20 protein-coding genes are annotated in these 24,477 nt (G+C 74.3%); 8 read left to right on the forward strand and 12 right to left on the reverse strand.

What is annotated here, in order from left to right:
- The first annotated feature begins 49 nt into the window (after positions 1-49).
- On the forward strand, positions 50-3,631 hold the full coding sequence (locus ABT369_RS23620) for an ATP-binding protein (protein WP_350614950.1): 3,582 nt from the start codon (positions 50-52) through the stop codon (positions 3,629-3,631).
- Here the strand turns inward: ABT369_RS23620 and ABT369_RS23625 are convergent.
- Positions 3,585-4,289: a lysophospholipid acyltransferase family protein gene (locus ABT369_RS23625; RefSeq protein WP_350614952.1), complete on the reverse strand. Its 705-nt coding sequence runs from the start codon at positions 4,287-4,289 to the stop codon at positions 3,585-3,587. The genes ABT369_RS23620 and ABT369_RS23625 overlap by 47 nt on opposite strands.
- Before the next feature lie 178 nt (positions 4,290-4,467).
- Between ABT369_RS23625 and ABT369_RS23630 the strand changes: the two genes are divergently transcribed.
- The gene (locus tag ABT369_RS23630) at positions 4,468-5,295 is read left to right on the forward strand and encodes a DUF308 domain-containing protein (protein WP_350614954.1); all 828 of its coding nucleotides are present in this window, start codon (positions 4,468-4,470) and stop codon (positions 5,293-5,295) included.
- Position 5,296: 1 nt separating this feature from the next.
- On the opposite strand, the gene ABT369_RS23635 is transcribed toward ABT369_RS23630, so the two are convergent.
- Genes ABT369_RS23635 through ABT369_RS23660 form a run of 6 tightly spaced genes read right to left on the reverse strand, consistent with a single transcriptional unit; the run spans position 5,297 to position 10,010 of the window.
- Positions 5,297-6,091, reverse strand: a complete 795-nt coding sequence (locus tag ABT369_RS23635; protein ID WP_502891811.1) for an alpha/beta hydrolase — start codon at positions 6,089-6,091, stop codon at positions 5,297-5,299.
- An 11-nt stretch (positions 6,092-6,102) separates the two neighbouring features.
- On the reverse strand, positions 6,103-7,515 hold the full coding sequence (locus ABT369_RS23640) for a flavin-containing monooxygenase (protein ID WP_350614957.1): 1,413 nt from the start codon (positions 7,513-7,515) through the stop codon (positions 6,103-6,105).
- A gap of 18 nt (positions 7,516-7,533) precedes the next feature.
- Positions 7,534-8,220 carry an endonuclease/exonuclease/phosphatase family protein gene (locus ABT369_RS23645; protein WP_350614959.1) on the reverse strand — a complete coding sequence of 229 codons (687 nt, stop codon included), beginning with the start codon at positions 8,218-8,220 and terminating at the stop codon, positions 7,534-7,536.
- An 8-nt stretch (positions 8,221-8,228) separates the two neighbouring features.
- On the reverse strand, positions 8,229-9,173 hold the full coding sequence (locus ABT369_RS23650) for an ROK family glucokinase (protein ID WP_350614961.1): 945 nt from the start codon (positions 9,171-9,173) through the stop codon (positions 8,229-8,231).
- Positions 9,174-9,204: 31 nt separating this feature from the next.
- On the reverse strand, positions 9,205-9,570 hold the full coding sequence (locus ABT369_RS58010) for a hypothetical protein (RefSeq protein ID WP_502891812.1): 366 nt from the start codon (positions 9,568-9,570) through the stop codon (positions 9,205-9,207).
- A complete protein-coding gene (locus tag ABT369_RS23660; protein WP_350614963.1) occupies positions 9,567-10,010 on the reverse strand; it encodes an SRPBCC family protein in 444 nt (147 codons plus the stop codon). Before ABT369_RS23660 ends, ABT369_RS58010 begins: the two co-directional genes overlap by 4 nt.
- Positions 10,011-10,165: 155 nt before the next feature.
- On the opposite strand from ABT369_RS23660, the gene ABT369_RS23665 reads away from it, so the two are divergent.
- The 3 genes from ABT369_RS23665 to ABT369_RS23675 all read left to right on the forward strand — a co-directional run bounded on the left by ABT369_RS23665 (position 10,166) and on the right by ABT369_RS23675 (position 14,377).
- Positions 10,166-11,956 (forward strand): AMP-dependent synthetase/ligase, encoded by a 1,791-nt coding sequence (locus ABT369_RS23665; RefSeq protein WP_350615151.1) that lies wholly within the window; start codon positions 10,166-10,168, stop codon positions 11,954-11,956.
- Between the two features lie 126 nt (positions 11,957-12,082).
- On the forward strand, positions 12,083-13,675 hold the full coding sequence (locus ABT369_RS23670) for a sensor histidine kinase (protein WP_350615152.1): 1,593 nt from the start codon (positions 12,083-12,085) through the stop codon (positions 13,673-13,675).
- A 33-nt stretch (positions 13,676-13,708) separates the two neighbouring features.
- A complete protein-coding gene (locus tag ABT369_RS23675; protein ID WP_344610478.1) occupies positions 13,709-14,377 on the forward strand; it encodes a response regulator transcription factor in 669 nt (222 codons plus the stop codon).
- A 218-nt stretch (positions 14,378-14,595) separates the two neighbouring features.
- Here the strand turns inward: ABT369_RS23675 and ABT369_RS23680 are convergent, their stop codons facing one another.
- Entirely contained in the window at positions 14,596-15,723 is a 1,128-nt protein-coding gene (locus tag ABT369_RS23680) for a glycosyltransferase family 4 protein (protein ID WP_350614965.1), read from the reverse strand.
- A 111-nt stretch (positions 15,724-15,834) separates the two neighbouring features.
- Positions 15,835-16,413, reverse strand: a complete 579-nt coding sequence (locus ABT369_RS23685; protein WP_350614967.1) for a GDSL-type esterase/lipase family protein — start codon at positions 16,411-16,413, stop codon at positions 15,835-15,837.
- Positions 16,414-16,502: 89 nt separating this feature from the next.
- Between ABT369_RS23685 and ABT369_RS23690 the strand changes: the two genes are divergently transcribed.
- Entirely contained in the window at positions 16,503-17,192 is a 690-nt protein-coding gene (locus tag ABT369_RS23690; protein ID WP_350614968.1) for a D-alanyl-D-alanine carboxypeptidase family protein, read from the forward strand.
- 8 nt (positions 17,193-17,200) lie between these two features.
- Positions 17,201-19,249, forward strand: coding sequence for a MacS family sensor histidine kinase (gene macS, locus ABT369_RS23695; protein WP_350614970.1), 2,049 nt, complete (start codon positions 17,201-17,203; stop codon positions 19,247-19,249).
- A gap of 819 nt (positions 19,250-20,068) precedes the next feature.
- On the opposite strand, the gene ABT369_RS23700 is transcribed toward macS, so the two are convergent.
- From ABT369_RS23700 to ABT369_RS23710, 3 genes are all read right to left on the reverse strand, one after another.
- Complete coding sequence (locus ABT369_RS23700) at positions 20,069-21,325, reverse strand: M48 family metallopeptidase (RefSeq protein ID WP_350614971.1); 1,257 nt, start codon at positions 21,323-21,325, stop codon at positions 20,069-20,071.
- Positions 21,326-21,528: 203 nt separating this feature from the next.
- Positions 21,529-21,765, reverse strand: a complete 237-nt coding sequence (locus tag ABT369_RS23705; RefSeq protein ID WP_350614973.1) for a hypothetical protein — start codon at positions 21,763-21,765, stop codon at positions 21,529-21,531.
- A 237-nt stretch (positions 21,766-22,002) separates the two neighbouring features.
- Entirely contained in the window at positions 22,003-23,376 is a 1,374-nt protein-coding gene (locus ABT369_RS23710) for an NYN domain-containing protein (RefSeq protein WP_350614974.1), read from the reverse strand.
- A 128-nt stretch (positions 23,377-23,504) separates the two neighbouring features.
- Here ABT369_RS23710 and ABT369_RS23715 point away from each other — a divergent pair, with 128 nt between their 5' ends.
- Complete coding sequence (locus ABT369_RS23715) at positions 23,505-24,452, forward strand: sensor histidine kinase (RefSeq protein WP_350614976.1); 948 nt, start codon at positions 23,505-23,507, stop codon at positions 24,450-24,452.
- Positions 24,453-24,477: the final 25 nt, after the last annotated feature.

Consider the following 24,477-nt stretch of genomic DNA (forward strand, 5'->3'; position numbering starts at 1 on the left):
GTCGCCCCGGCCGCCGCCGTGTGAGGATGGGATCTCACAGGGCAAGGGAGTGTCGGCGATTTCCAGTCAGTGCGCACGCTGCGGCCGCCAGGCGGGCGAGGGCGACCGTTTCTGCGGTGGATGCGGCGCCGAGCTGAGCCCACCCTGCCCCACGTGCGGGCGCACGCTCGCCCCCGACGCCGCGTTCTGCACCGGCTGCGGCACCCCGCGGGCGGACACGACGGCGGCCCGCAACCTGATCCGCGCCGAGCGGGCGACCGGCCGGGCCCAGGTGCCCGCGATCCCGCCCGCCCGCAGCGAGGACCGGCGCCGCATCAGCGTGCTGTTCGTGGACCTGATCGACTTCACGCCCTACGTCGAGCGCGCCGACCCCGAGCTCGTGCGCGAGCTGCAGAAGAGCTTCTTCTCCACCGCCCGCGAGGTCATCGGGCAATACGGCGGGGTCGTGGAGAAGTACATCGGCGACGCGGTCATGGCGCTCTTCGGCGCGCCCGTGGCCACCGAGACCGACGCGGTGCGCTGTGTGCGGGCCGGCCTGGAGCTGCAGCGGGTGCTCGCCCGCTACGCCAGCACCGGCGAGGGCGAGCGCGAGCTGCGCTTCCGCGTCGGCGTGGCCACCGGCGAGGCGCTCGTCGACGTGGCCGCGGCCCGCGACGGCGGCCAGGCGATCGTGGCCGGCGACGTGGTCAACACCGCCTCCCGGCTGCAGTCGCTGGCCCCGCCCGGCGGGGTGCTGGTCTGCGGCACGACCTACGCGCTGACCAAGTCCTCCATCCGCTTCGAGCAGCAGCCGCCGGCCACGCTGCGCGGGCGCTCGACCCCGACCGAGGTCTGGCTGGCCCTGGCCCCGCTGCGGCGCAACCACCCCGACCGCGAGGCGGGCTCCACGCCGCTGGTCAACCGCACCCACGAGCTGAGCCTGCTGGTCAACGCCCTGCACCGGGGGCTGCGCGAGCGCACGCCGCAGCTGGTGACCGTGCTCGGGCACGCCGGGATCGGCAAGAGCCGGCTGGTGCACGAGCTGTTCCTGCACGCCGAGCGGCTCTTCGACGCGCCGGTGGCCTGGCGGACCGGGCGCTGCCCGCCCTTCGGGGAGAACGTCACCTACGCGGCGCTGGCCGACGTCGTCAAGGCGCAGGCCGGCATCCTCGACACCGACTCGGCCGAGACGACCCGGGAGCGGCTGGACGCGGCCCTGGCCGCGATCGTCGGCCCGGCGGTCTCCTCCTCGGAGGCCGAGCGGCTCGCCGACGCGCTCAGCCCGCTGGTGGGCCTGCCCGGGCCGAAGCTCGCGCCGGACGAGACCGAGTCGGCCTGGCGGCGCTTCGTCGTCGCGCTGGCCGCGCACCGCCCGACCGTCCTGGTCTTCGAGGACCTGCACTGGGCCGACGAGTCGATGGTCCGGTTCGTCGAGCGGCTCGGCGCCTCGGTGCGCGACGTGCCGCTGCTGCTGCTGTGCACGGCGCGCCCGGAGCTGCTGGAGCGCAACCCGAGCTGGGCCGGGGCCGTCGCCGGGGCGGTGACGATCACGCTGCCGCCGCTGCGCGATGCCGAGATCGCCACGATGTACGCGCACCTGCTCGGGGCGGCCACGTTCCCGTCGCAGTCGCTGAGCTCCCTGGTGGAGCTGGCCGACGGGAATCCGCTGTACGCGCTGGAGTACACCCGCATGCTCGCCGAGCAGGGCAGCGTGCGGGCGACCGACGCGCTCGGCCGCACGCTGCCGATGCCCGACAGCGTGCACGCGGTCATCGCCAACCGGGTCGACCTGCTCGACGCCGCCGACCGCGCGGTGCTGCAGGCCGCGGCCGTGGTCGGGATGAACTTCTGGCCGGGCGCCGTGGGCGCGGCGATGAGCCGGCCCGCCGACGGGATCGAGCGCTCGCTGCGCCGGCTGGAGCAGCGCGACCTCATCCACGAGCAGGCCGCCTCGACGATGGAGGGGCAGACGGAGTACCGCTTCGGCCACGTCCTCGTCCGGGACGTCTGCTACCAGCGCCTGCCCCGCACCGAGCGGGTGGCCCGGCACGAGCTGACCGCCGAGTGGCTCGACGGCCTGGCCGCGGGCCGGGACACCGATCTCGCCGAGGTCGTGGCGAACCACCGCTTCACGGCCTTCGAGATCGCCCGCTCGCTGGGCCTGGACGCCTCGCGCTACAGCGTGCCGGCCCGCGACGCGATGCACCGGGCGGCCCAGCGGGCCTACGCCCTGCACGCGCTGGAGGCCGCGGCCGCGCACGCCAACAAGGCGCTCGCGCTGTGCGACGCCGGCACCGACCCGCTCGAGCGGCTGCGCATCGAGCAGCTCAGCACCGAGATCCTGTTCTACGGCAACCCGGAGGCGTTCCTGAGCGGCGGCGGCGCCGACCGGCTGGTCGGGCTGGCCGAGCGGCTCTACGCGGCCGGCGACCAGGCCGGCGCGGCGCGCGCGTGGACCGTGCGGGGCCAGGCCGCGTGGCTGCGCGCCGACCGCCTCGACGCGCTGTCCTGCCTGGACCGCGCGGTCGAGCTCTTCGACGAGCTGCCCGACGGGCCGCCGAAGGCGGATGCGTACGCCGAGCTGGGCCGCCTGCACATGCTGAACTTCGAGGTCGACCCGGCGGTCGCGGCGGCCAGCGCGGCCGCGGAGATCGCCGACCGGCTGGGCCTGGTCGAGGTCGCCACCGGCGCCCGGATCACCATCGGCACCGCGCTGTTCCAGGCCGGCGACCGCAGCGGGCTGGTCGAGCTGCAGACGGCGCTGGACGTCAGCCGCGAGCGGCGGCTGCCCTCGGAGCACCGGGCGCTGCGTAACGTGTCCTGGGCGCTGCTGGAGGACGGCGACTGGACCGCGGCCTCGGCCCTGCTCGGCGACAGCCGCAACGCGGTGCCGGGCAGCCACACCCTCGCCACCGGCTACTCCGACGTGGCCCAGTCGGCGTACTTCACCGGCGACTGGCCCGCCTACGTGGCCGCGGCCGAGGCGATGGCCGAGACCGGCGCCGAGTGGGACCTGCAGGTGCGCGGGGTGCGCGCCTGGATCCGCACGCTGCGGGGCGACGACGGCGACGACGACGTCGAGGAGCTGGTCGCGGCCGGCCGCCGCTCCGGCTTCTACCGCCTGCAGTGGGTCGTGCTCGGCCACGGCGCCCTGTGCCGTGCGCTGCAGGGCCGCGACCGCGAGGCCGAGGCGCTGATCGTGGAGCTGGCCAAGACGTGGCGCGAGGTGCGGGCGATCGCCAGCGGCGAGTGGATCGACGCGACCGCGCACGCGGCGGTGCTGTCGGGCCGGGTGGCGATGATGGCGATCCGGGACATGCTCGCCGACGTGCCGCACCGCACCCCGTGGGTGGAGGCGGCGCTGCGCACGATCACCGGGGCGATCGCGTCCGTCGACGGCGATCACGCCCGGGCCGCGGACATGCACCTCGCGGCCGCGGAGATCTACGGCGAGATCCCGAACAACTCCGCGCGCATCCTGTCGGTGACCTGGGCGGTGCGGGCGCTCGGGCTGGCCGGGGACGAGCGCATCGAGCCGTGGCGGGCCGAGCTGGTCGCCTTCGCGGAGCAGGCGGGCACCCCCCACCTGCTCACGCTGGCGGGCCTCAGGCCGCCACCGGCTCTTGCGGGGTCGGCTGAGCCGCGTTCTTGACCTTCTGGGCGTACATGTCGATGTACTCCCGGCCGCTCAGGGTCATGAGCTCGTACATGATCTCGTCCGTGACCGCGCGCTCGATGAACCGGTCCCCCGACATTCCGGCATATCGGGAGAAGTCGAGCGCGGGGCCGAACTTGATGTGCACGCGCCGGAGGTTCGGCAGCTTCTGCCCGATCGGCTGTACTTTGTCCATGTTCATCATGGCCACGGGCACCACCGGGGCGCCGGACTCGAGGGCCAGGCGGGCGACGCCGGTCTTGCCGCGGTACAGCCGCCCGTCCGGCGACCGCGTGCCCTCGGGGTAGATGCCGAAGATCCCGCCCGCGCGCAGGATGCTGAGCCCGACCTCGAGCGCGGCCCGGGCCGCCTTGCCGCCGGAGCGGTCGATGGGGACCTGGCCGGTGCCCGCGAAGAACAGCTTCGTGAGCCAGCCCTTGATCCCCTTACCGGTGAAGTACTCCGCTTTCGCCGGGAACGTGACCCGGCGCCGGACGCTCAGCGGCATGAAGATCGAGTCGGCGAAGGAGAGATGATTGCTGGCGATGATCACCGGGCCGGTGGCGGGCACGTGCTCAAGCCCCTCCACCTTGGGTCGGAAGACCAGCTTCAGCCAAGGTCCGAGGACGATGTACTTGAGGAGCCAGTAGAGCACGGCCGACCTTTCGGGATCGCGCGACAATCGGTGATGACCGTCGCAAAGAGCCTACGAACCAGTACGGCACACCACAACGCACTCCCGGAACGACGGCCGGGCATGTCAGGATTTCGGTCAGCGGTTTTTTCGCGGCGCACCCGGTCGTCGCGACGTCGGCCGCGGGGAGGGGCGAGCTGTGCCAGGGGGTGGGGCGCGGCGCGGCCGGCGGGACAACGGCCTGGTGGCGCAGGAATACGCGGTGGTGGGCGACGTCGACCCGCGGGTCGGCGAGCATCTGCTGGAGATGCTGGCGGAGGGCGGGATCGCCGCCTATCTCCAGCCGGCCTCCGACCTGCATCCGCTGACCCGCACCACGACGCTGCCCGCGCGGCCGACCGACCGGCTCTACGCCGATCGGGAGCACCTGTCCACCGCGCAGGACTATCTCGCCCAGCTCACGTCGGCCGTGCCCGAGCAGAAGACCCCGGCCGGGGAGTCGGCGGCGCCGGTGCCGCTGGAGGGCACGGCCCCGCCGACCCAGTCCGACGAGGACGCGTTCGCGGCGATCGTGGCCGGCTTCCACACCACCGTCGACCCGACGGTCGCGGTGCCCTGGCCGGCCGCCGAGGACCTGGACTCCTCAAGCACCGCCGCGCCGGACATGGACACCGAGCCGGCCCCGCGCACGTCGCTGCGCCGGCCCTCCGACGCCGTGGACCGCTCGCTGCTGGACAGCCTCGACACCTTCGGCACCAACCTGCCGGACGACGAGGAGGAGGACGAGGGCTACACGCCGCCGCCCCCTCCCCCGCTGCCCCGGGTCGCGCCGGTCACGATCGTGGCCGTGCTCGCCCTGGCCGCCGGGCTCGTCCTGCTGTTCTGGCCCGACCTGCTGCCGCTGGGCTCGCAGACCACGCTCTTCCTGGGCTTCGCGGGCGTGCTGGCCGGCTTCGTGACCCTCGTGCTGCGGCTGCGCCCCGGCGACGAGGAGGACGACGACCCGGACAACGGCGCCCGGGTCTGAGCTACCCGCCGGCCTTGCCTAGCCAGTCCGCGATCGCATCGATCGGCTCCTGCCAGCGCGCGTCGAGCATGAGGTCGTGGCCCATGCCGGGGAAGAGCAGCGGGGAGCCGCCGTAGCGCCGGGCCACCCACTCCAGGGCGGAGCCGGCGACCACGCGGTCGTCGGGGCTGCCCACGACCAGCACCGGCGGGGCGCCGACCGGGGCCTCGGGCTGGTGGCGGGTGATGAGCTGGCGCTGGGCGGCGCCGGGGACCCGCTGGAGGCGCTGGGCGTAGGCCTGGCCCGCGTTGGCCGGCAGCGCCCGGCTGAACAGCTGCTCGCGGCCGAGCGTGACCCGGCCGCCGAAGATCCCCGGCAGGGTGCCGACCGGGTTGCGCCCGAGCAGGCCGAACGCGGTGCCGAGGCCGCCGAAGACCGGGGCGACCAGCACGCCGGCCCGCACCGGGTAGCGCGCCATCGCCATGGCCACCACCAGCGCGCCGGCGCCGTGGCCGACCAGGACCGCCTGGCGCGGCAGCCCGGCCGCGACCTGGGTCACGTCGTGCACGTAGTCGCGCAGGCGGGCCTGGGGCGCCGGGCCCGAGCCGCCGTGGCCGCGCAGGCTCATGGCGTACGCCGGGAAACCCCGCTGCGCCGTGTGCTCCAGCCAGTGCTCGGCGAAGGCCCAGGCGCCGTGGCCGTAGCCCGGCACGAACAGCACCGGGGTCGCGGCGGGGTCGGCCGGGCCCGGGGGCTGCGCGTCGAGGACCTCGCGGCGCACCGGCTTGGGCGGGTCCGCCCACTCGTCCGACCTCATGACGCGCGTGGTCATCGGACCGCCTCCAGCTCATGGAGCGACTTCTCGAGCTCCTTGAGGTACACGAAATGGCTCACCTCGAACCAGTGGCGCGTCGAGTCCGTGACCTTGGCCTGGGTGTACCGCCGATCGCCCTCGACCCGCAGGCGCGCCCAGACGGCCTGCGCGCGGTCGGGCGCGGCGTCGAGGACCCGCAGCCACTGCGCGATGAACACGGCCTGCCAGTGCGAGAGCGTGAACAGCGCCGAGTCCGGCTGCAGCAGCCCGGCGACGGCGAGCGTGGGGTGGGTGCGGGAGAGCATCTGCAGGGCCAGGCGGGGCCGGCCGGACGCGTCGGACGAGAGCAGCTCCGGGGCCAGGAACTCGAACTTCGGCACGTAGCCGGTGGCCATGACGACCAGGTCGGGGTCGATCGAGCGGCCGTCGGCGAGCACCACCTCGTAGCCGTCGAAGTGCTTCACGTCGGGGACCGCGAGCACGTCGCCGTGGCCGAGGTAGTACGGCAGCTGGCTGTTGACCAGCGGGTGCATCTCGAGGATGCCGTGCTCGGGCTTCGGCAGGCCGAAGCGGGTCAGGTCGCCGACGGTCATGTTGATGGTGCGGTGCAGCAGCCACTGGCGCACCCGGGCGGGCAGCCGCATCGCCAGGATCCGGTCGTTGACCTGGTCCGCGGGGCGGCCGAGGGCGAACTTGGGGGCGTACCAGTAGCCGCGCCGCGTCGAGTGCCAGCACTTGGCCGCCTGCTGGGCCGCCTCGACGGCGATGTCGCAGCCGGAGTTGCCGGCCCCGATCACGAGCACCTTGCGGCCGCGCAGCTGGGCGGCGTCCTTGTACTGGCTGGCGTGGATGACCTTGCCGCGGAACTCGGCGAGCCCCTCGTAGTCGGGCATCTTCGGCGCCCAGTTGTGCCCGTTGGCGGCGACGACGGCGGCGTACCGCATGGTGCGCGGCGCCCCGCCCCGGGAGCCCTTCACGGTCACGTCCCAGCGCGGGGGCCCGCCGCCGGGGTCGTCGACGGGCTCGGCCCGGGCGACCTCGGTGCCGAACCAGATGTGCTCGCGCAGGCCGAAGTGGTCGGCGTAGCGCTCGAAGTACTGCAGCATCTGCGAGTGATGCGGGTAGTCCGGCCAGTCGTCCGGCATCGGGAAGTCGGGGAACTGCGTGAACGGCTTCGACGAGATCAGGTGCGTGCTGGCGTAGACCGGGCTGCGGTCGTGCCGCCAGTTCCAGCCCCCGCCGACGCCGGTCTCGCGCTCGTAGCAGTCCACCCCGAACCCGGCCTCGCGGAGGTTCTTGATCGCGGTGAGGCCGGTGCCGCCGGCGCCGATGACGCAGACGGTGTCGCCGCGGTCGTAGACGGGCTCGCCGTCACGCCAGTGGGTCGCGTTCCCGGCGAGATCATCGAACCGACCGTCAGCGCTCACCGCGGCATCATCCCGGATTTATGCGTCAATTTCCAGGTCGGCGATCACCGGGAAATGGTCGCTGGCGGCGCGGGACTGCGGCGTGTCGATCACGTCGTACTGCAGGACCGTGATCCGCGGATCGGCGAAGATCACGTCGAGGCGCTCGCGGGCCGCCGTGGCCGGGAAGGTCGGCCGTTCGTCGAACCCGTCCGCCGTCGCGGCCGCGTCGGTGAGCCCGTCGCCGATCATGCGCCAGGCCGCCCCGCCGGAGTTCTCGTTGAGGTCGCCGGCGAACACCAGCGGCTCGGCGACCTCCGCCATCTGCGCCTTGAGCAGCTCGGCCTGGGCCGGGCGCTCGGCCGAGTCGGTCGACAGGTGCGAGCCGGCCGCGACGAACGTGGACCGGCCGACGCGGCACCGCACGAAGGCGGCGCCGCGCATGTGCCGGCCGGGCGTCAGCGGGTAGCGCAGGTTCCACGACTCCACGGCGCGCACCCGCAGGTTGGTGAGGATCAGGTTGCCCAGCGCCGGCAGCCCGCCGCCGCCGATGACGAGCTCCAGCTCGCGGCTCAGGGCCGCGCACTTCTGCCGCCAGCGGAAGCGCCGCGGCGCCTCCTGGAGGATCGCGATGTCCGGCGCGGCCTCGCGCACCACCGACGCGAGCGCGCGCCGGTCGTCCTTGAGGCCGTGCAGGTTGTACGACAGCACCCTGATCTTCGTCACCGATCCACCTACATACGTGCCAGATCCGCTGCGCCGACCACGCCGGCCAGGTTGCCCATCAGTGCCGGGCGGACGTCCGCGACCGGGAGCCGGCCGCGCTGGGCCAGTTGCTCCTCGTAGCTGGCCCGGGCCGGCTTGAGCAGCAGGTCACCGGCGTCGATCACGCCGCCGCCGACCACGATGACCTGCGGGTCCAGCGTCTGCACCAGGTCCGCGAAGGCGACCCCGAGCCAGCGCCCGACCTGCTCGAACGCGCCGATGGCGACCGGGTCGCCGAGCCGCGCGGCGGCGGTGACCGCCGGGCCCTGGATCGCGTCCGGGTCGCCGCCGGCCTCGCGCAGCAGCGCCGCGGCCGCCTCGGGGCGGGCCTTGGCGTCCGCGCGGGCGAAGCGGACCAGGGCGTTGCCGCTGGCGTACTGCTCCAGGCAGCCCCTGCGCCCGCAGCCGCACGGGTGGCCGTCCGGGACCATCGTGGTGTGCCCGACCTCGCCGGCGACGCCGTTCGCGCCGCGGATGAGCCGGCCCCCGAGCACGATGCCGCTGCCGATGCCGGTTCCCACCGTGTACAGCACCATCGAGTCGTCGGCGTCGTGCGCGGCGCCGAAGCGGAACTCGGCCCAGGCCGCCACGTTGCCGTCGTTCTCCACGACGGTGGGCAGGCCGACCGCCTGCTGGATCTTGTCGCGCAGCGGCTCGTCGCGCCAGGCGAGGTTCGGCGCGAACTGCACGATCGAGCGGGTCGCGTCGACCCACCCGGCCGCGCCGATGCCGACGGCGTCCACCCGGTGCGCGGCCGAGAGCTCCTTGATCACGTCGATGATGCGCTCGGCGGTCTCGCCCGGGTCCTGCGCGGGCGTGTCGCGCCGCGTCTGGACGAGCACGTCGCCCGCGGTGTCGACGACACCGCCGAGCACCTTGGTTCCGCCGATGTCGACGCCGATGGTCAGACCCACTGCGGCTGGCTCCTCTCGTTGCTGCTGGGGGTCAATCCGGTTCGACGTCACTGTCGGTGGTTGACGTTTCGTGCGTAGCCCTGTGCCAGGCGTCAGTGTCGGCGCCGGTGTCGGCGCCGCCCCGCTCCGGCTGCTCCGGCTGCTTCGGCGCCGCCGGGGGCGGGGTGAACTGCCGCAGGAACGACGCCACGCCGGCGGCCACGTCGCCGGCTCCCGTCGCCAGGCGCTCGGCGAAGTCCGGATCCGGGTCGCGGGCGGCCGCGATGGCCTTGCACAGCGGGCACACGCAGCACTCGGCGGAGCCGGTGGCGAAGCCGGTCGTGCTGTTGGCGGCCATGGACACGGCCGCGAGCGCGGCGGCGACCAGGCGCTCGGCCTCCTCGCGGGGATCCCTCATGAGCCCTCGACCCGCCGCTTGAGCTCCTTGAGCGCGGTGTCCATGATCATCTTCTCGGCCTTGCGCTTGAACATCCCGAGCATCCCGATCGCCAGCTCCACCGACAAGGAGTAGGTCACCGTGGAGGTGCCGTCCGCGTTGGCGCCGATGTCGTAGGAGCCGTTCTGCTGCTTCTGCACCTTCGACGGGGCGGTGAGGCTCCACTCGATGCGGCTCAGATCCTCGGCGTAGGCATACTGCAAGGTGTACTCATCGGACACCGGGCCCGAGTCGAGCACGAAGTGGACCTGGCTGGCGTAGCCGTCCTCGTACTCCTCGACCACCTCGGCCGACTTCACCGCCGCCACCCAGTCCGGATAGCGGGCGAAATCGGCGATGACCGCGGCGACCCGCTCCGGGGGCGCGTCAATGACGATCGACTGAGTCGAAGTGTCGGCCATGCGTGGCAGGCTACCTCTGCCGCGGCACGCACGGGGCGTCGGCTCGCCTGCTGGCAGGCACCTCCGTGTAATTGGGGTGTGGGCGCCCTGTGCGTGGTGTTACGCGGAACGGTAGGTTCCCGATACAGAAGTACAGCGTCGAAATGGAGCCGGACGTGCGCGAGTTCTCCGTCCCCGCCGCGGTCACCGTCGCCGAGACGGCCACACTGACCGACCCGGTCTGGGACAACGCCGCCGTGGCCCCCGCCACGGTGCAGTTCCAGCGCCTGGTGGACGGCACCTGGCAGGACGTGACCTGTGCGGATTTCCTCGACCAGGTCGTGGCGCTGGCCCGGGGCCTGCTGGCGGCCGGCATCGAGCCGGGCGAGCGCGTCGCGCTCATGAGCAAGACCCGCTACGAGTGGACCCTCATCGACTACGCGATCTGGACCTGCGGCGCGGTCACTGTCCCGATCTACGAGACCTCCAGCCCCGAGCAGGTGGCCTGGATCCTCGAGGACTCCGGCGCGGTCGCCTGCTTCGTGGAGACCGACGCGCACCGCGACGCCGTGGCCCAGGTGCGCGAGCGGGCGACCACGCTGGCCCACGTGTGGCAGATCGACGGCTCGCCGGGCGCGGTCGAGCAGCTCGTCGGCGACGGGGCGGCCGTGGCCCGCGAGGACGTCGACCGGCGGCGCACCGCGACCAAGGCCGGCGACCTGGCGACGATCATCTACACCAGCGGCACGACCGGCCGCCCCAAGGGCTGCATGATCACGCACCGCAACATGCTCTCCGACATCGTCAACGCGATCCCCGAGCTGCGCTCGCTGTTCAACGAGGGCGCCCGCACGCTGCTGTTCCTGCCCCTCGCCCACTCGTTCGCCCGGCTCATCCAGATCGGCGTGGTCCAGGCCCGGGCCACCATGGGGCACACGGCCGACACGAAGAACCTGGCCGACGCGCTGAAGAGCTTCCGGCCCACATTCGTACTGTCCGTGCCGCGCGTGTTCGAGAAGGTCTACAACACCGCGAAGCAGCGGGCCCAGGCCGACGGCAAGGGCGCGATCTTCGACCGGGCCGAGCGGGTGGCGATCGACTACAGCGCGTCGCCGTCGCCGGGGCTGCTGCTCAAGGCCCAGCACGCGCTGTTCGACCGGCTCGTCTACGGCAAGCTGCGGGCCGCGCTCGGCGGCCAGTGCACCCGGGCCATCTCCGGCGGCGCCCCGCTCGGCGAGCGGCTCGCGCACTTCTACCGCGGCATCGGGGTGACGATCTACGAGGGCTACGGGCTCACCGAGACCTCGCCCGCGACCAACGCCAACCGCGACAACGGCGTGAAGATCGGCACCGTCGGGCGCCCGCTGCCGGGCGTGACGATCCGCATCGACGACGACGGCGAGATCCTCGTGCAGGGCGACATCGTGTTCAAGGGCTACTGGAACAAGCCCGAGGCCACCGCCGAGGTGATCGACGAGGACGGCTGGTTCCACACCGGCGACCTCGGCGAGCTCGACGACGACGGGTTCCTGCGCATCACCGGGCGCAAGAAGGAAATCATCGTCACCGCCGGCGGCAAGAACGTCGCGCCGGCCGTGCTCGAGGACCGGGTCCGGGCCCACGCGCTGGTCAGCCAGTGCATGGTCGTCGGTGACCGGCAGCCGTTCATCGCCGCGCTGGTGACCATCGACCCCGATGCGCTGCCGGCCTGGAAGCGCGACAACGGCAAGCCCGAGGACTCCTCGATGGAGAGCCTGGCCGGCGACGAGCAGCTGCGCGCGGAGATCCAGAAGGCGATCGACGAGGCCAACCAGGCGGTGTCGAAGGCGGAGGCCATCAAGGTCTTCCGGATCCTGCCCCGCGACTTCACCGAGGCGACCGGGGAGCTCACTCCGTCGTTGAAGGTGAAGCGCAACGTCGTGATGCAGGAGTACGCCGGCGAGATCGCCGCCATCTACGAGCGCTGAGCACCACCCGACCGCAGTGTTGACAACCCCGGCCGCCTGGAGGGAACGCAGTTGACGGACCTGTCCGCTACCCGCACGGCCGCGCCGGCTCGCAGCACGCCGGCCGGTGAGCGCGCCGGGGCGACCGTGGCGCAGGCGCGCTCGGCGATCGTCGTCGTGCGGGTGCTGCTGCTGGCCCTCGTCGCCGTGCTGCTGCTCTCCGACGACGTGCGCGGATCCGAGCTGCTCTGGCTGGCGCTGCTGCTCGCCGCCGCGGTCGTCGCGACCGTCGCGCCCGACTCGCACGAGGTCGGCCGGCTCGGCCGGACCGCCGAGGTCCTCATCACCGCCTTCGCCGCGTCCACGCTCATCCACGACGCCGAGGCGCTGCTGCTCTACCTGCCGGTGCCGATCGTCGCGGCCGCGCTGTCCGAGGGGCGCCGCCTCGCCGGGGCCTACCTGGCCGCGGCGGCCGCGCTGCTCGTCATCGGCGGCGCGGTCGAGGGGCGGCTCAACGAGCGGGACTATCTCACCGCGGGCGGCACCTGGCTGGTCGTCGCCGGGGTCGCCGCGTTCCAGGCCACGATGCTGCAGCGGGTGCTGCTGGCCCGCCGGCCCGAGGCCACGCCGCAGCCCTACGCCGAGGCCACGCGCCTGCTGACCCAGCTGCGCAGCGTCGCCCGGCAGCTGCCCGGGGCCACGCTCGACCCGGGCGGGCTGGCCGAGCACCTGCTCGACGAGGTCCGCGCGCTGGTGCCCTCCACTCGCGGGGCCGTGCTGTCCGGCAGCGGCGGCGGGCGGCTGGTCGTGCTGGCCCAGGCCGGCGTCGAGCGGCTCGACTGGGAGACGGCGCTGGACACCGAGAGCGCCGTCGCCGACGCGTGGGCCACCCAGCAGCCGGTCGTCTCCGGGCGCTCGCAGGCCCGCTCGGTCGCCCGCGGGCAGAGCATCTCCTCGATGGCCGTGCCGCTCATCGCCGGGGTGCGCACCGTCGGGCTGATCGTGCTGGAGTCCGACTCCCCCGGCTCCTACCCGGCCGCGCTGGTCAGCAAGGTCCAGTCGGTGACCGGGGCGGCGGCGCTGCGGCTCGAGGCGGCCCTGCTCTTCGACGAGGTCCGCTCCCTGGCGACGACCGAGGAGCGGCAGCGGCTCGCCCGCGAGATCCACGACGGGGTGGCGCAGGAGCTGGTCATGGTCGGTTACGGCATCGACAACGCGGTCGCCGCGCTGCCCGACGCCGAGGCGGCCGAGGAGGAGCTGCGAATCCTGCGGGCCGAGGTCACGCGGGTCATCACGGAGCTGCGGCTGTCGCTGTTCGAGCTGCGCAGCGAGGTGGACCGCTACGGCGGGCTCACCGCGGCGATCTCCGACTACGCACGGACCGTCGGCGCGTCGGCCGGCCTGCGGGTGCATCTCTCGCTCGACGAGACCACCGCCCGGCTGCCGGCCGCCGTCGAGGCAGAACTGCTGCGCATTGCCCAGGAAGCCATCACCAACGCGCGGAAACACGCCGGCGCGGAGAATCTTTGGGTAACGTGCGCGGTCGATCCACCGTTCGCACAGGTAGAAATATCCGACGATGGCAGCGGCATCGGCGAGAACCGCCCGGACGGCCACTATGGTCTTGCGATCATGGCCGAGAGGGCGGAACGTATCCGGGGCCGGTTGGAGATCACGCCACGCGTGCCGAATGGGACCACAGTGGCGGTTGTGCTCGGAACCGCACCGCGTGCGCGGTAGCGTGAAGGCACCCAGAGGGAGAGAGCACCGGGAATGTCTACTACCGCGACGCCGACGACTCGCACCAAAGTTCTGCTCGTCGACGACCACGATCTGATTCGCCGAGGGCTGCGGCACGCGTTCGAGCGCGACCGCCAGTTCGAGGTGGTGGGCGAGGCCGCGACCGCCGCCGAGGCGATCCGCCAGGCCGGCGCGCTGCAGCCCGACGTCGTGATCATGGACCTCCGGCTGCCCGACGGCAGCGGGCTGGAGGCCACCCGCGCCCTGCGCAAGACCAGCAACAGCATGGGCATCGTGGTGCTGACCATGTATGCGGGCGACGACCAGCTCTTCGGCGCGCTCGAGGCCGGCGCCTCCGCGTTCGTGCCCAAGACCGCCCCGGCCGACGAGGTCGTGGCCGCGGCCCGGCACGCCGCCTCGGCGCCCAGCGCGTTCACCGCGGCCGACCTGGCCGAGGCGATGAAGCGCCGGCTGGCCCCGAGCGGCCCGCAGCTGTCGCCCCGCGAGGGCCAGGTGCTGCGCCTGCTCGCGGACGGCATGAGCGTGGCCGGCATCGCCAAGCAGCTGTTCGTCTCCGAGTCCACCGCGAAGACGCACATCTCGAAGCTCTACGAGAAGCTGGGCGCGGCCAACCGGGCCCAGGCCCTCATGACGGCATTGCGCCTCGGTCTGCTCGAAGCCCCCGACGCCCCCAGTTTCTGACGCGTTCTCCCCGACCCCCGCCAATCGCGCTGACGGCCGGCTCCCGATACCCCCGGGCAGCCGGCCGCGCCATTCCCGGAATGCGCCGGCGCGGATACGCCTGCCGTTTCCGGCCGCGTTTCCCGTCGCTTTCGATTCCGGCACGCGGCGCGTTTCCCCGTCACCGATTTCCGCGCCGCTGCCGTCCGGCGCCGTTTCCGAGCGACTTCGCCCCGGCCCTATCGCGGGGCGAGGAGGGACTGAAGGCGGGCGGCCTGCGTTTCCCAGCGCCATTCGGACTCGACCCAGGCGCGGCCGGCCGCGCCCATGCGCTTGGCCAGGTCGCGGTCCTGGAGCAGGGTGATGAGCCGGTCGGCCACCGCCCGCACGTCGCGGCCGGGGACCACGAAGCCCGTCTCGCCCTCCCGGACCGCGTTGGGGGCGCCGCCCGAGTCGCCCGCGAGGACGGGCAGGCCGGTGGCGGAGGCCTCGAGGTACACGATCCCGAGCCCTTCGACGTCGAGACCGCGGCGCCTCGTGCGGCAGGGCATCGCGAACACGTCCCCGGCCGCGTAGTGCGCGGGCAGCTCGGCCCACTCGACGGGGCCGGTGAAGACCACGTCGCCGCTCACGCCCTGCTCGCGGGCGAGGCGTTCGAGGGTCGCGCGGTACGGGCCGCCGCTCACCACCAGCAGCGCCGCGTCCGGCACCGCCCGGCGGATCCGCGGGAGGGCCCGGATGAGCACGTCCTGGCCCTTGCGCGGCACCAGCCGGGAGACGCACACGATGACCGGGCGGCCGCCCAGCCCGTGACGCTCCCGCACCCCCGAGCCGTCGACCCGCGGCGAGTAGGCGTCCACGTCCACGCCCGGCGCGAGCTGCTGCAGGTCCGTCAGGCCGCCGATGGCGCGGGCGAGGCGCACCCGGAAGTACTCCCCCAGGTACGTGACCACGTCCGTCCCCCGCGCGATGCGCCGCAGCAGGCTCCGCGCGCCCGGCAGCGCCGCCCAGCCGGCCTCGTGGCCGTGCGTGATCGCCACCGCGCGCTCGATCCCGGCGCGGCGGCGCAGGCCCTCGGCGAGCAGCCCGAGCGGGGCCGCGGCGCCGAACCAGACCCTGTCGCAGCCGTGGGCCCGGGCGATCTCGGCGGCCCGCCGGGCCACGCGCGGGGTCGGCAGCAGCATGCCGGTGCTCTCGCGGACGACCTCGAACGGCTGCTCGGCGTCGAACTGCTCGGCGCCCGCGAAGGTCGACGCGTAGACGACGACCTCGTCGCGGGGCTGGCGGACGGCGAGGTTGTGCACGAACTGCTGAATCCCGCCCGGCCGGGGCGGGAAGTCGTTGGTGATCAGCAGTGAGGTCGCCACCGGGAGACTGTACCGGCGCGGTCCGCCGGGCCCGGCCACGAGGCGCCGCGGGCCAGGCTCAGGGGCTCAGGGGCTCAGGGGGTCAGGGGCTCAGGGGGTCAGGTCAGGGGCTCAGGCGTCGAGCCACCTGGTCCAGGCCGGGGCGACCAGGCGGGTCAGGGCCTCGTAGCCGGCCGCGCCCGGGTGGGCACCGTCGCCGTCGCGGACCTCGCGCATCCAGACCGGGTCGCGCACCAGGTCGGGCAGCGTGCTCACGTACGGCACCCGCAGCTCCCGGCAGGCCTCCGCGAAGGTCTCGTCGAGGGCGGCGAGCGCGCGGTTGACCGGCTCGTCGTCGACCGGTGGCGGCCCGACCACGAGCCGCGGCCACGCGGCGGCGCCGGTCAGCAGGGTGCGCAGACGGCCGGCGGACTCGGCCGCGGGCAGGCCCTGCACGGTGTCGTTGACCCCGAAGGAGAGCACGATCCGCGCGTCGCAGCCGTCCGGCAGGCGCGGGGTGCACTCGGCGCGCCAGCGGGCCAGCACGTCGGCCGACGTGTCGCGGCGGATGCCCAGGTTGTAGGCGGTCAGCGGGGTGCCGCGGCGATGGGCCAGCGCGGCGAGCCGGCCCGCCCAGCCGAGGCACTGGGGATCGCCGACGCCGGCGACGAAGGAGTCCCCGAGGAAGCAGACGCGCACATCCGACGACATGGGTCCATTGCATCTGAGTGGCGGTACCCAGCGCGAATTGGGTACCCCGACTCAGGCCCGCGCCCCGGCCCGACCGGCAGATTCTTGGCATGCCGTACACGCTCGCTGACGGGGGCGCCGCGACCGCGCGGCGACGGGACGTGGTGTACCGGCGGGTCACGCGCGCGCTGGCGGTCGCGCTCGTGCCCGTCGCCTGGCTCGCGGCACCGCACCGGTGCGCGGGGACCGCCCGGGAACGGGCACCGCTCGGCTCGCGCGCGCAGACGCTCGGCTCGCGCGCCCGGACGCTCGGGCCCGCGCGGCACCGGGCCTGCCAGTGGGCGCTCGCGGCGCGGTTCCCGGCCGAGGAGCTGGCCGGGCTGACGGGGGCGACGCGGGCCGCGTTCGAGGCGGCCCGCGCCGAGGCCCTGTGGCGCCACGGCGAGCTGATCGGCCTCACGTCCGGCTATCGCGACCCGCGGGAGCAGGCCCGGCTCTTCGCCGCGGCGGTCGCCCGCGACGGGTCGGTCGCCGCGGCCTGGCGCCGGGTGCTGCCGCCGCACGCGTCGCGGCACGTCGCCGGGACCGCGCTGGACGTGCGGCCGACCGAGGGCGCCCGCTGGCTCGAGCGCCACGGCGACCGGCACGGGCTCTACCGGACCTACGACAACGAGTGGTGGCACTTCGAGTACCGGCCGGACGGGCGGCCGGTGCGCCTGCCGCACCCCGGGGTCCCCGAGCCGTGCCCGCCGCGGCGCCCCGATTCACGCACGTGCATGAGCGCGGCGAGTCGGCGATGATCGCTGCGATGTCCACGCCGATCCCGCCCACCCCGATCCCACCCACCCCGATCCCGTCGACCCGGATCCCGCCCGTCGCCACGCCGCGGCAGCGGACCGCGGCCCTCGCCGGTGCGCTCAGCGGCGCGCTGCTGCTCGTGGCCACGTCCTCGGCGCACTCGCCCGACGGCGGGCCGGGCAACCCGGTCCTCAACCTCGCGCTGCAGGCCAGCCCGCGCGGCGCGTTCGACGCCGCGTACGAGCTGGGGCCGATCGTCGTCATCGTGGCCGCGCTCGTGCTGCTGCGCCGGTGGCCGGTGCTGATGGCGGGGGCGGGGCTGCTGGCGGTACCGATGCTGCTGCCGATGGAACTGGCACGGCACCTGCCGCTGTCGGTGTCGCTGCTGACCCGCTGCGCCCAGCCGCTCGCGCTCGTCGCCGTGCTCGCGGCCGCCCAGGCGATGCTCCGGCGCGGCGAGACCGGCCGGGGCACGCTGGTCGCGGGGCTCGGCGTCGGGACCCCCCTGCTCGGCATGGCCATCGCGGACGCCTGGTGGCAGCGGCCGTACAGCGCCGTCTACGACTGGCAGCGCACGCTCGTCGTGCTCGGGATCGCCGGCGCGGCCACGGCGGCGTGGCTGCTGCGCGGGCACGACCCCGCGGCCCGCCCGGACGGCCCCGAGCACCAGGGCTGGCCCCGGCTGCGGCTGGTCCTGGCCGGCGGCCTCGCACTGGCGCTCGCCTTCCCGCTCGGCCTGCTCACGCCGGACCGCCTCGCGCTGCTGCTCGGGGTCTCGCAGAGCGCGATGTACCGGCACGCGTACGTGGCCGGGGCCGTCATCGGCACCATCACGCTCATCGTGGTCGCCGCGCTCGCGGCGATGGCCGGCCCCTGGTCCCTCGGCGGGGCCCTCACCGCCGCGACGGCCCAGGTCGGCATGGTCGCGCCGCTCATCCTGGCGATGGGGGCGCTGCGGTACACCACCCTGCCCTTCTTCTCCGTGCTCGGCGGGCTGGCCGTCGGCGCGGGCCTGGCCTGGACCCGGCTGCGGGTGCCGCTCACCGCCGGCGTGACCGTGGCCGCCGCGACCGCGCTGTTCATCGCGTACGCGGCCACGACCGGCCACCCGGAGAAGCTCGCCAACCAGGGCAGCGTCGTGCCGGGCGTCCTCATCGCGGTGCTCGTCACCGCGGCGGCCACGGCGATCGTCGGCACCATCGCGCCGACCCTCGCCCCGTCGGGCGCCGCACCCGCGACCCTCGGCCCGCTCGCGGTCGTGCTCGCCCTCGGCGGGCGGCAGGCGATCGAGGCCACGTACCTGCAGGACGGCCTGCCCGCCTCCTCGTACTTCAACCCGGTCTTCCACCTCACCACGTCGGCCGTCCTGCTCCTCGTCGCCGCGGCGGGCGTCGGCGGGCTCGGCTTCGCCCAGCAGTGGGCGTCGCGCCGCGCGGACCGCCTGCGCGCGGAGCAGATCCGCCGCGAGGCCGCCGAGGCCGAACGCAACCGGCTCGCCCGCCCCATCCACGACGGGGTCCTGCAGGTGCTCGCCCTCATGCAACGCCACGGCAACGAGCTCGGCGGGGCCGGCCCCCAACTCGCCACCCTCGCCGGCGAGCAGGAGCAGGCGCTGCGCAACCTGCTCTCCGGCGGCCCCATCACGCCCGCGGCCAACCGCCTCGACGTGCGCGCCACCCTCACGGCCCTCGCCTCCCCGACGGTCGAGGTCGCGGCGCCCGCGGATCCGGTACTCCTGCCGGCCGCCGCATCCACCGAGCTCACCTCCGCCGTCCAGGCCGCCCTCGACAACGTCCGCCGCCACGCGGGCCCGACGGCGCGCGCGTGGGTCCTCGTGGAGGACGAGGGCGATGCCGTACGCGTGACCGTCCGCGACGACGGCGTGGGCTTCGCACCGGAGCGCCTCGCGCAGGCCGCGGACGCCGGGCGGTTGGGCGTGGCCCAGTCGATGCGGGGGCGCATCGCGGACCTGGGCGGGACGACGGAGATCTACAGCCGCCCCGGCAAGGGCACCGAGGTGGAGTTCTACGTCCCCCGCCGCCGCGACTCCCCCACCTGACGCGGCCGCCCCCTTTGCGCGACGGCAGCACCGCCGGCCAGGAAGGGCTCGTGCTCATGCTCCTGCTCGGCGCGGCGGACGTGCGGGCTGGCGCAATGGCCCCCGGGCGCGCGAAGCCGGGACGGTCGCGGCTGGTCAGGGCGGATGCGGGCTCGTTCCCGTGTCGGCGTGTGGGCGGCGAGACGGTTCGCGGGATTGCGGAATCCCGGACCGCTCCGCCCGGTCGAGGGCACGGACGTGGCCGGACTCGGCCGGGGCAACGTGCGCCCGGCGTGACGGATCGCGGGTCTGCCGAGCTGCAGACGGTCGCGGCTGGTCAGAACGGGCGCGGGCTCGCTCGCACGGGACGGGAGGTGGACGGCGAGACGGTTCGCAGGATTGCGGAATCCCGGACCGCTCCGCCCGGTCGAGGGCACGGACGTGGCCAGACTCGGCCGAGCGGCGTGCGCCTGGCGAGACGGATCGCGGGTCTGCCGAGTTGCAGACGGCCGCAGCGGATCGGGCGGACACACGCGGGCTCGGCTGGGGCGCGGAGTTGCGGACGGTCGCGGCTGGCCGGGGCGGGCGGGCGGGCGCGGGCTCGGCTGGGGCGCGGAGTTGCGGACGGTCGCGGCTGGCCGGGGCGGGCGGGCGCGGGCTCGGCTGGGGCGGCGGGCGCCGGCTCGGCTGGGGCGTGGAGTTGCGGACGGTCGGGCGGCACGCGCGGGCTCGGTTGGGCTGTGCGGGCGGCGAGACGGGTTGCGGGTCGGCGGGATTGCGGGTCCGGCGGGATTGCGGGCGGTTGCGGCAGGGCGGGCGTGCGGGCTGGCCGGGTGCGGGCTAGGGGTGGGCGCGGGCCCAGGCTCGGGAGGCGGCCATCCGTTCGACCGCTGTCGGGTGGCTGCCGAAGAGGAACTGCTCCAGGGGGTTGGGGTCCGGGTCGCCCAGGTTGACCAGGGCCAAGCGGCCCTGCATGGCCTCGAACTCCTTCGGGTTCGAGGTCAGCCGCAGGGCATGTTCGTCGGCTCGGGCCTCGACTCGGCGGGAGACAAAAGCCTGGGCCGGGCCGGCGAACAGGCTCGCGATCGTGGCCAACGCCAGGAGCAGGGCCAGGGCTCGGGGTTCGGCGATCGAGTCGACGCGGGCGAGGCGGAGCAGGGCCGACCAGGAGCCGATCAGGTAGAGGGCACAGACCGCCGCCGCGGCGCCCAACGCGCCCAGCAGGGTGCCCGTCAGGACGTCGCCGTCCTTGGCGTGGCCGAGCTCGTGGGCCACCACGGACTCGACCTCGGCCGGTGGGGCCTTCTCCAGCAGGGTGTCGTAGACGACGATGCGGCGGGTCGGGCCCAGGCCGGAGACGTAGGCGTTCACGGCCCGGGTGCGCCGCGACGCGTCGGCGACGAGCACGTCGCGGACCGGGACGCCGTCACGGGCGGCCAGGGTCATGAGGTTCGTGCGCAGCTCGCCGTCGGGCATCGGGGTGAACTTGTTGAAGACCGGCTCGACGAGGACGGGCAGGATGAACGAGAACAGGATCGTGAGCACCGCGGCGCCGGCCGCGCCCCAGGCCCACCACCAGCGCGGGGCGAAGTGGGTGACCGTGTAGAAGCCGACGAGCACGATCGCGCCGATGACGGCGCCGACGGCGTAGCTCTTGAGCAGGTCGACGGTCCAGCCGCCCCAGCCCTGGGTGGACAGGCCGTAGCGGCGCAGGATCGACTGGCGCCACACGGACAGGGGCAGCGCGACGACCTCGCCGACGAGGGTGACGAGGAAGCCGCCGAGCAGGGCGCGGGCCAGCCAGTGGCCGCCGAACGGGCGACCGGCCTGCTCCACGAGCCAGGCGCCGGCCGGGGTGAGGCCGAGCACGAGGGCGACGAGGAGGCCGAGGACGATCGAGAGGTACATCCCCGGGCGCAACGCCGCGTGGAAGGCGCGCCCCTGGGCGACCGCGTCGTGCGGCAGGGTGTCGAGCGCGGCGAGCTGATCGGCGCGCGGCGCGGGCGGCGCCGACCACGGCACCCGCAGCAGCGCGACGACGGCCGCGGCGACGAGCAGCACGACGAGCGTGATCGTGGCCCAGAGACGGGGAGTCATCGTGTCAGCCTATGCGGCTCGCCGCCGGCCGCGCCCGGCACGAGGAGCGTGATCGCGGGACGGAAGCGGGTGGTCATCGCGCCGCCGGCCGGGCCCGCACGCCGAGCCTGATCGCGGGATCGAGGGTGGGTCATCGCGCCGCCGGCCGGGCCCGGCACGACGAGCGTGACCGCGGGACGGAAGCGGGTGGTCATCGCGGCGGCCTATGCGGCGCGCCCGCGGCGACGGCGGGGTGAGGGCACGGGGGTCACGGGGATGGCCTCGAAGTGGGTGGGCTCCAGGACGGTGACGTCGAACCCGGCTAGCTCGAACACCTCGATGGCGCGCACCTCCTCGGCGCCGAGCTGGTGGAACGCGGGCGGGGTGTCGAGCAGCAGGGTCACCACGCAACTCCTGCAGGCGTTGCCCCGCACCGAACAGCTTTCGCAGTCGACGAGCATCGCTCCTCCAATACCGACGATCCGCCGGAGCCGGGATCCGCCCGGCATATGGCGTATCGGTGAACCCGATAGCACGAACGGTAGCGAGGGGGTACGACAAAAAATGCAAACGCCCAGTTCAGGGCACTGATCACGGAGCGTGCAGAGGCGTCGGACCCGCCGCGTGCGGCAGTGGCGGGGAACAAAGGCGGCGGACGAGCCCGCGCAGGAAGCGGCGTCGCGCAAGCAGGGCAGTAGTCAGGAGCGGGACAGGCGGCGCAGGAGGGTGTCGGAGGAGAGGGGGTAGGCGCCGTGGCGGCGTACGCCGTCGATGACCTCCTTGTCGGAGGAGATCACCACGATCGGGCGCCCCGCGGGTTCGGCTCGGACCAGGCGCCGGATCAGCTCGTCGGCCGTCTCGCCCTTGCGGGAGAACAGCACGCGCACGCCCCGCGGCGCCGGTGGCAGGCCGTGCACCCGCTCGGCGCCGTCGAACACGACGGTGACCTCGGCGCGGGTCTGCGCCGCGAGGCCGCCGACCCCGGCGATGAGGCGGTTGCGCTGCTGCTCGAGGGAGATCTCCGCGTACCCCTTCTTCGTGACGTTGTAGCCGTCGACGATCATGTGCGCCTTGGGCAGGCTCAGCAGCTGGTCGAGGCGGGCCGGGTCGTCGGCGTCGAGGGCGCGCGCGGCGGCGGTGACGCCCTCGGGGCGCTCGGCGGCGACGTCGGCGACGAAGTCGGCCGGGAGCTTGTCGGTCGGGTCGAGGGCGAGCTCGCGGCGCAGGCCGACGGCGGCCTGGCCGATGGTCTCGAGCAACAGCCAGAGGCGGGCGTCGTCGACGGCGCGGGCGTCCTTGGCGCTCTGCCGCTGGGCGCCCGCGGCGGTCTCGGCCTCGGCCAGGCGGGCCCGCAGGCGGCGCAGCTCGGCGTCGTGGTCGGCGTTGACCTTGGCGGCGCGGCCCTTCTCGGCCGCGAGCATGTCGGTGGCCTTGCGCTCCTTGGCCTGCGACTCGCGCAGCGACTTGCCGAGCGCACGGGCCTCCTCGCGCAGGCCGGCCGTCTCGTCGCGGAGCCGGGCGAGCTCGTCGCGCAGCTTCTCGGCCTCGACGCGGGCGACGGCGCGGTCGTGCTCGGCGCGCGCGAGGCGCTGCTCGACGTCGCGGAGGCGCTCGGAGGCGACGGCCCCCTCGGCCTCGGCGCGAACAGTCTCGGTCGCGTCGGTGACGAGCCGGCGCCAGCCGTCGGGGCGGGCGAGGTACGCCAGCGCCGCCACCTCGACCGGGTCCGCCGCCGCCGGGGCGACCCCCTCGATCACGGCCGCGCCCAGGTCACCGGCGTCGTTGACCACCCGGGTGGCCAGGCGCTGACGCAGCAACGGGTCGCCGGAGAGCTGCATGGCGATGACGGGGCCGCCGAGGCGGGCGCGGCGGTTCGGGGCGAACTTGGCCACCCGGCGCAGCGGCATGGGCAGCTCTTCCAGCGGGAGCCCGGTCATGGCGCCCGCGGCGAGGGCGATCACTCGCTGCCGAACGACCTCGGGAAGCACCGGCTCGAGTTCGTCTTCTGTGGCCTGCGCAGCCTCCACCGCGGCCTCGACCTCGAGGTCGTCGGGAGCGTCGTGCGCAGACATCACTCCAGTGTCGCATTGTCGACCACATTCGCCCGGGATGGTGTCCAGGACGGCCGCCTTACCTCCGACGGCTAAAAGCTGACATATCCTTGTTTCACCCGATTAGGTGTACGGCTTGGGAGGCGGGGATGGCGGTACCAGTACCCAGCAACGAGGCGGACCGCGTCTCCGAGCTGCATGCGATGGCTGTCCTGGACACGCCGCCGGAGACCGATTTCGACGACATCGTCCGAATCGCCAGCGAGGTCTGCGGCGCGCCGATCTCGCTCGTCACGCTCGTGGACACCGAGCGGCAGTGGTTCAAGGCCAAGGTCGGCGACATGGATCTGGAGGAGACGCCCCGCGAGGTGGCGTTCTGCGCCCACGCGATCATGGGCCGCGACCTCATGGTGGTGCCCGACGCCACCGCGGACGTGCGCTTCGCCGACAACCCGTACGTCACCCAGGACGACGGCATCCGCTTCTACGCCGGCGCCCCGCTGCTCACGGCCGGGGGCGCGGCCCTGGGCACCCTGTGCGTCGTCGACCACAGCCCGCACCGGCTCAACCTCGACCAGATGAGGGCGCTGCGGGCCCTCGCCAGGCAGGTCACCGAGCTGCTCGAGCTGCGCCGGCTGGTGGTGTCCGACGACCTGCGGGCCCGGCCCGAGCCCCGGGCGGTGGACCTCGCCTACCTGACCGAGGCCCGCATCCTGGAGCTGCGCGGGATCGCGGACGCCCGCAACATCGCCATCACGCTCGGGCTGACCGACCCGGCAACCATCCACGCGGACCCGGCGCGGCTGTCCCGCGCGCTCGACTACGTCATCTTCGGCGCCCTCAAGCTGGCCCCGGCCGGCGGCCGGGTCGCGGTGCGGGTGCTGGGCACCCCGGTGCCGACGATCGAGATCGGCCACGCCGGCGGCAGCATCCGGCCCGAGTGGCAGGCCGACCTCGCCGGCCTGCGACCCGCCGACGAGCCCGTGCCCCGGGCCGTCGCCGACATCCTGCGCGCCCACGGGGCCACCGTCATGGACACCTCGGCCATGATCGGCTCCCCCGACGTGCGCATCGAGCTGCGGTTCCCGCCGCACTAGGAATTTTTTGTCACACCCTGGTCGT

Origin of the sequence: Dactylosporangium sp. NPDC000244, assembly GCF_040300725.1 — a bacterium.
Taxonomy (GTDB): domain Bacteria; phylum Actinomycetota; class Actinomycetes; order Mycobacteriales; family Micromonosporaceae; genus Dactylosporangium.

Bases quoted from the DNA above. Each gene is read 5' to 3' on its own strand.
- ABT369_RS23635 (WP_502891811.1), bottom strand. From the start codon at position 6,091: ATGAGGTCGGACGAGTGGGCGGACCCGCCCAAGCCGGTGCGCCGCGAG.
- ABT369_RS58010 (WP_502891812.1), bottom strand. From the start codon at position 9,570: ATGAGGGATCCCCGCGAGGAGGCCGAGCGCCTGGTCGCCGCCGCGCTC.
- ABT369_RS23660 (WP_350614963.1), bottom strand. From the start codon at position 10,010: ATGGCCGACACTTCGACTCAGTCGATCGTCATTGACGCGCCCCCGGAG.
- ABT369_RS23675 (WP_344610478.1), top strand. From the start codon at position 13,709: ATGTCTACTACCGCGACGCCGACGACTCGCACCAAAGTTCTGCTCGTC.
- ABT369_RS23685 (WP_350614967.1), bottom strand. From the start codon at position 16,413: ATGTCGTCGGATGTGCGCGTCTGCTTCCTCGGGGACTCCTTCGTCGCC.
- ABT369_RS23690 (WP_350614968.1), top strand. From the start codon at position 16,503: ATGCCGTACACGCTCGCTGACGGGGGCGCCGCGACCGCGCGGCGACGG.
- macS (WP_350614970.1), top strand. From the start codon at position 17,201: ATGTCCACGCCGATCCCGCCCACCCCGATCCCACCCACCCCGATCCCG.
- ABT369_RS23700 (WP_350614971.1), bottom strand. From the start codon at position 21,325: ATGACTCCCCGTCTCTGGGCCACGATCACGCTCGTCGTGCTGCTCGTC.
- ABT369_RS23705 (WP_350614973.1), bottom strand. From the start codon at position 21,765: ATGCTCGTCGACTGCGAAAGCTGTTCGGTGCGGGGCAACGCCTGCAGG.
- ABT369_RS23710 (WP_350614974.1), bottom strand. From the start codon at position 23,376: ATGTCTGCGCACGACGCTCCCGACGACCTCGAGGTCGAGGCCGCGGTG.
- ABT369_RS23715 (WP_350614976.1), top strand. From the start codon at position 23,505: ATGGCGGTACCAGTACCCAGCAACGAGGCGGACCGCGTCTCCGAGCTG.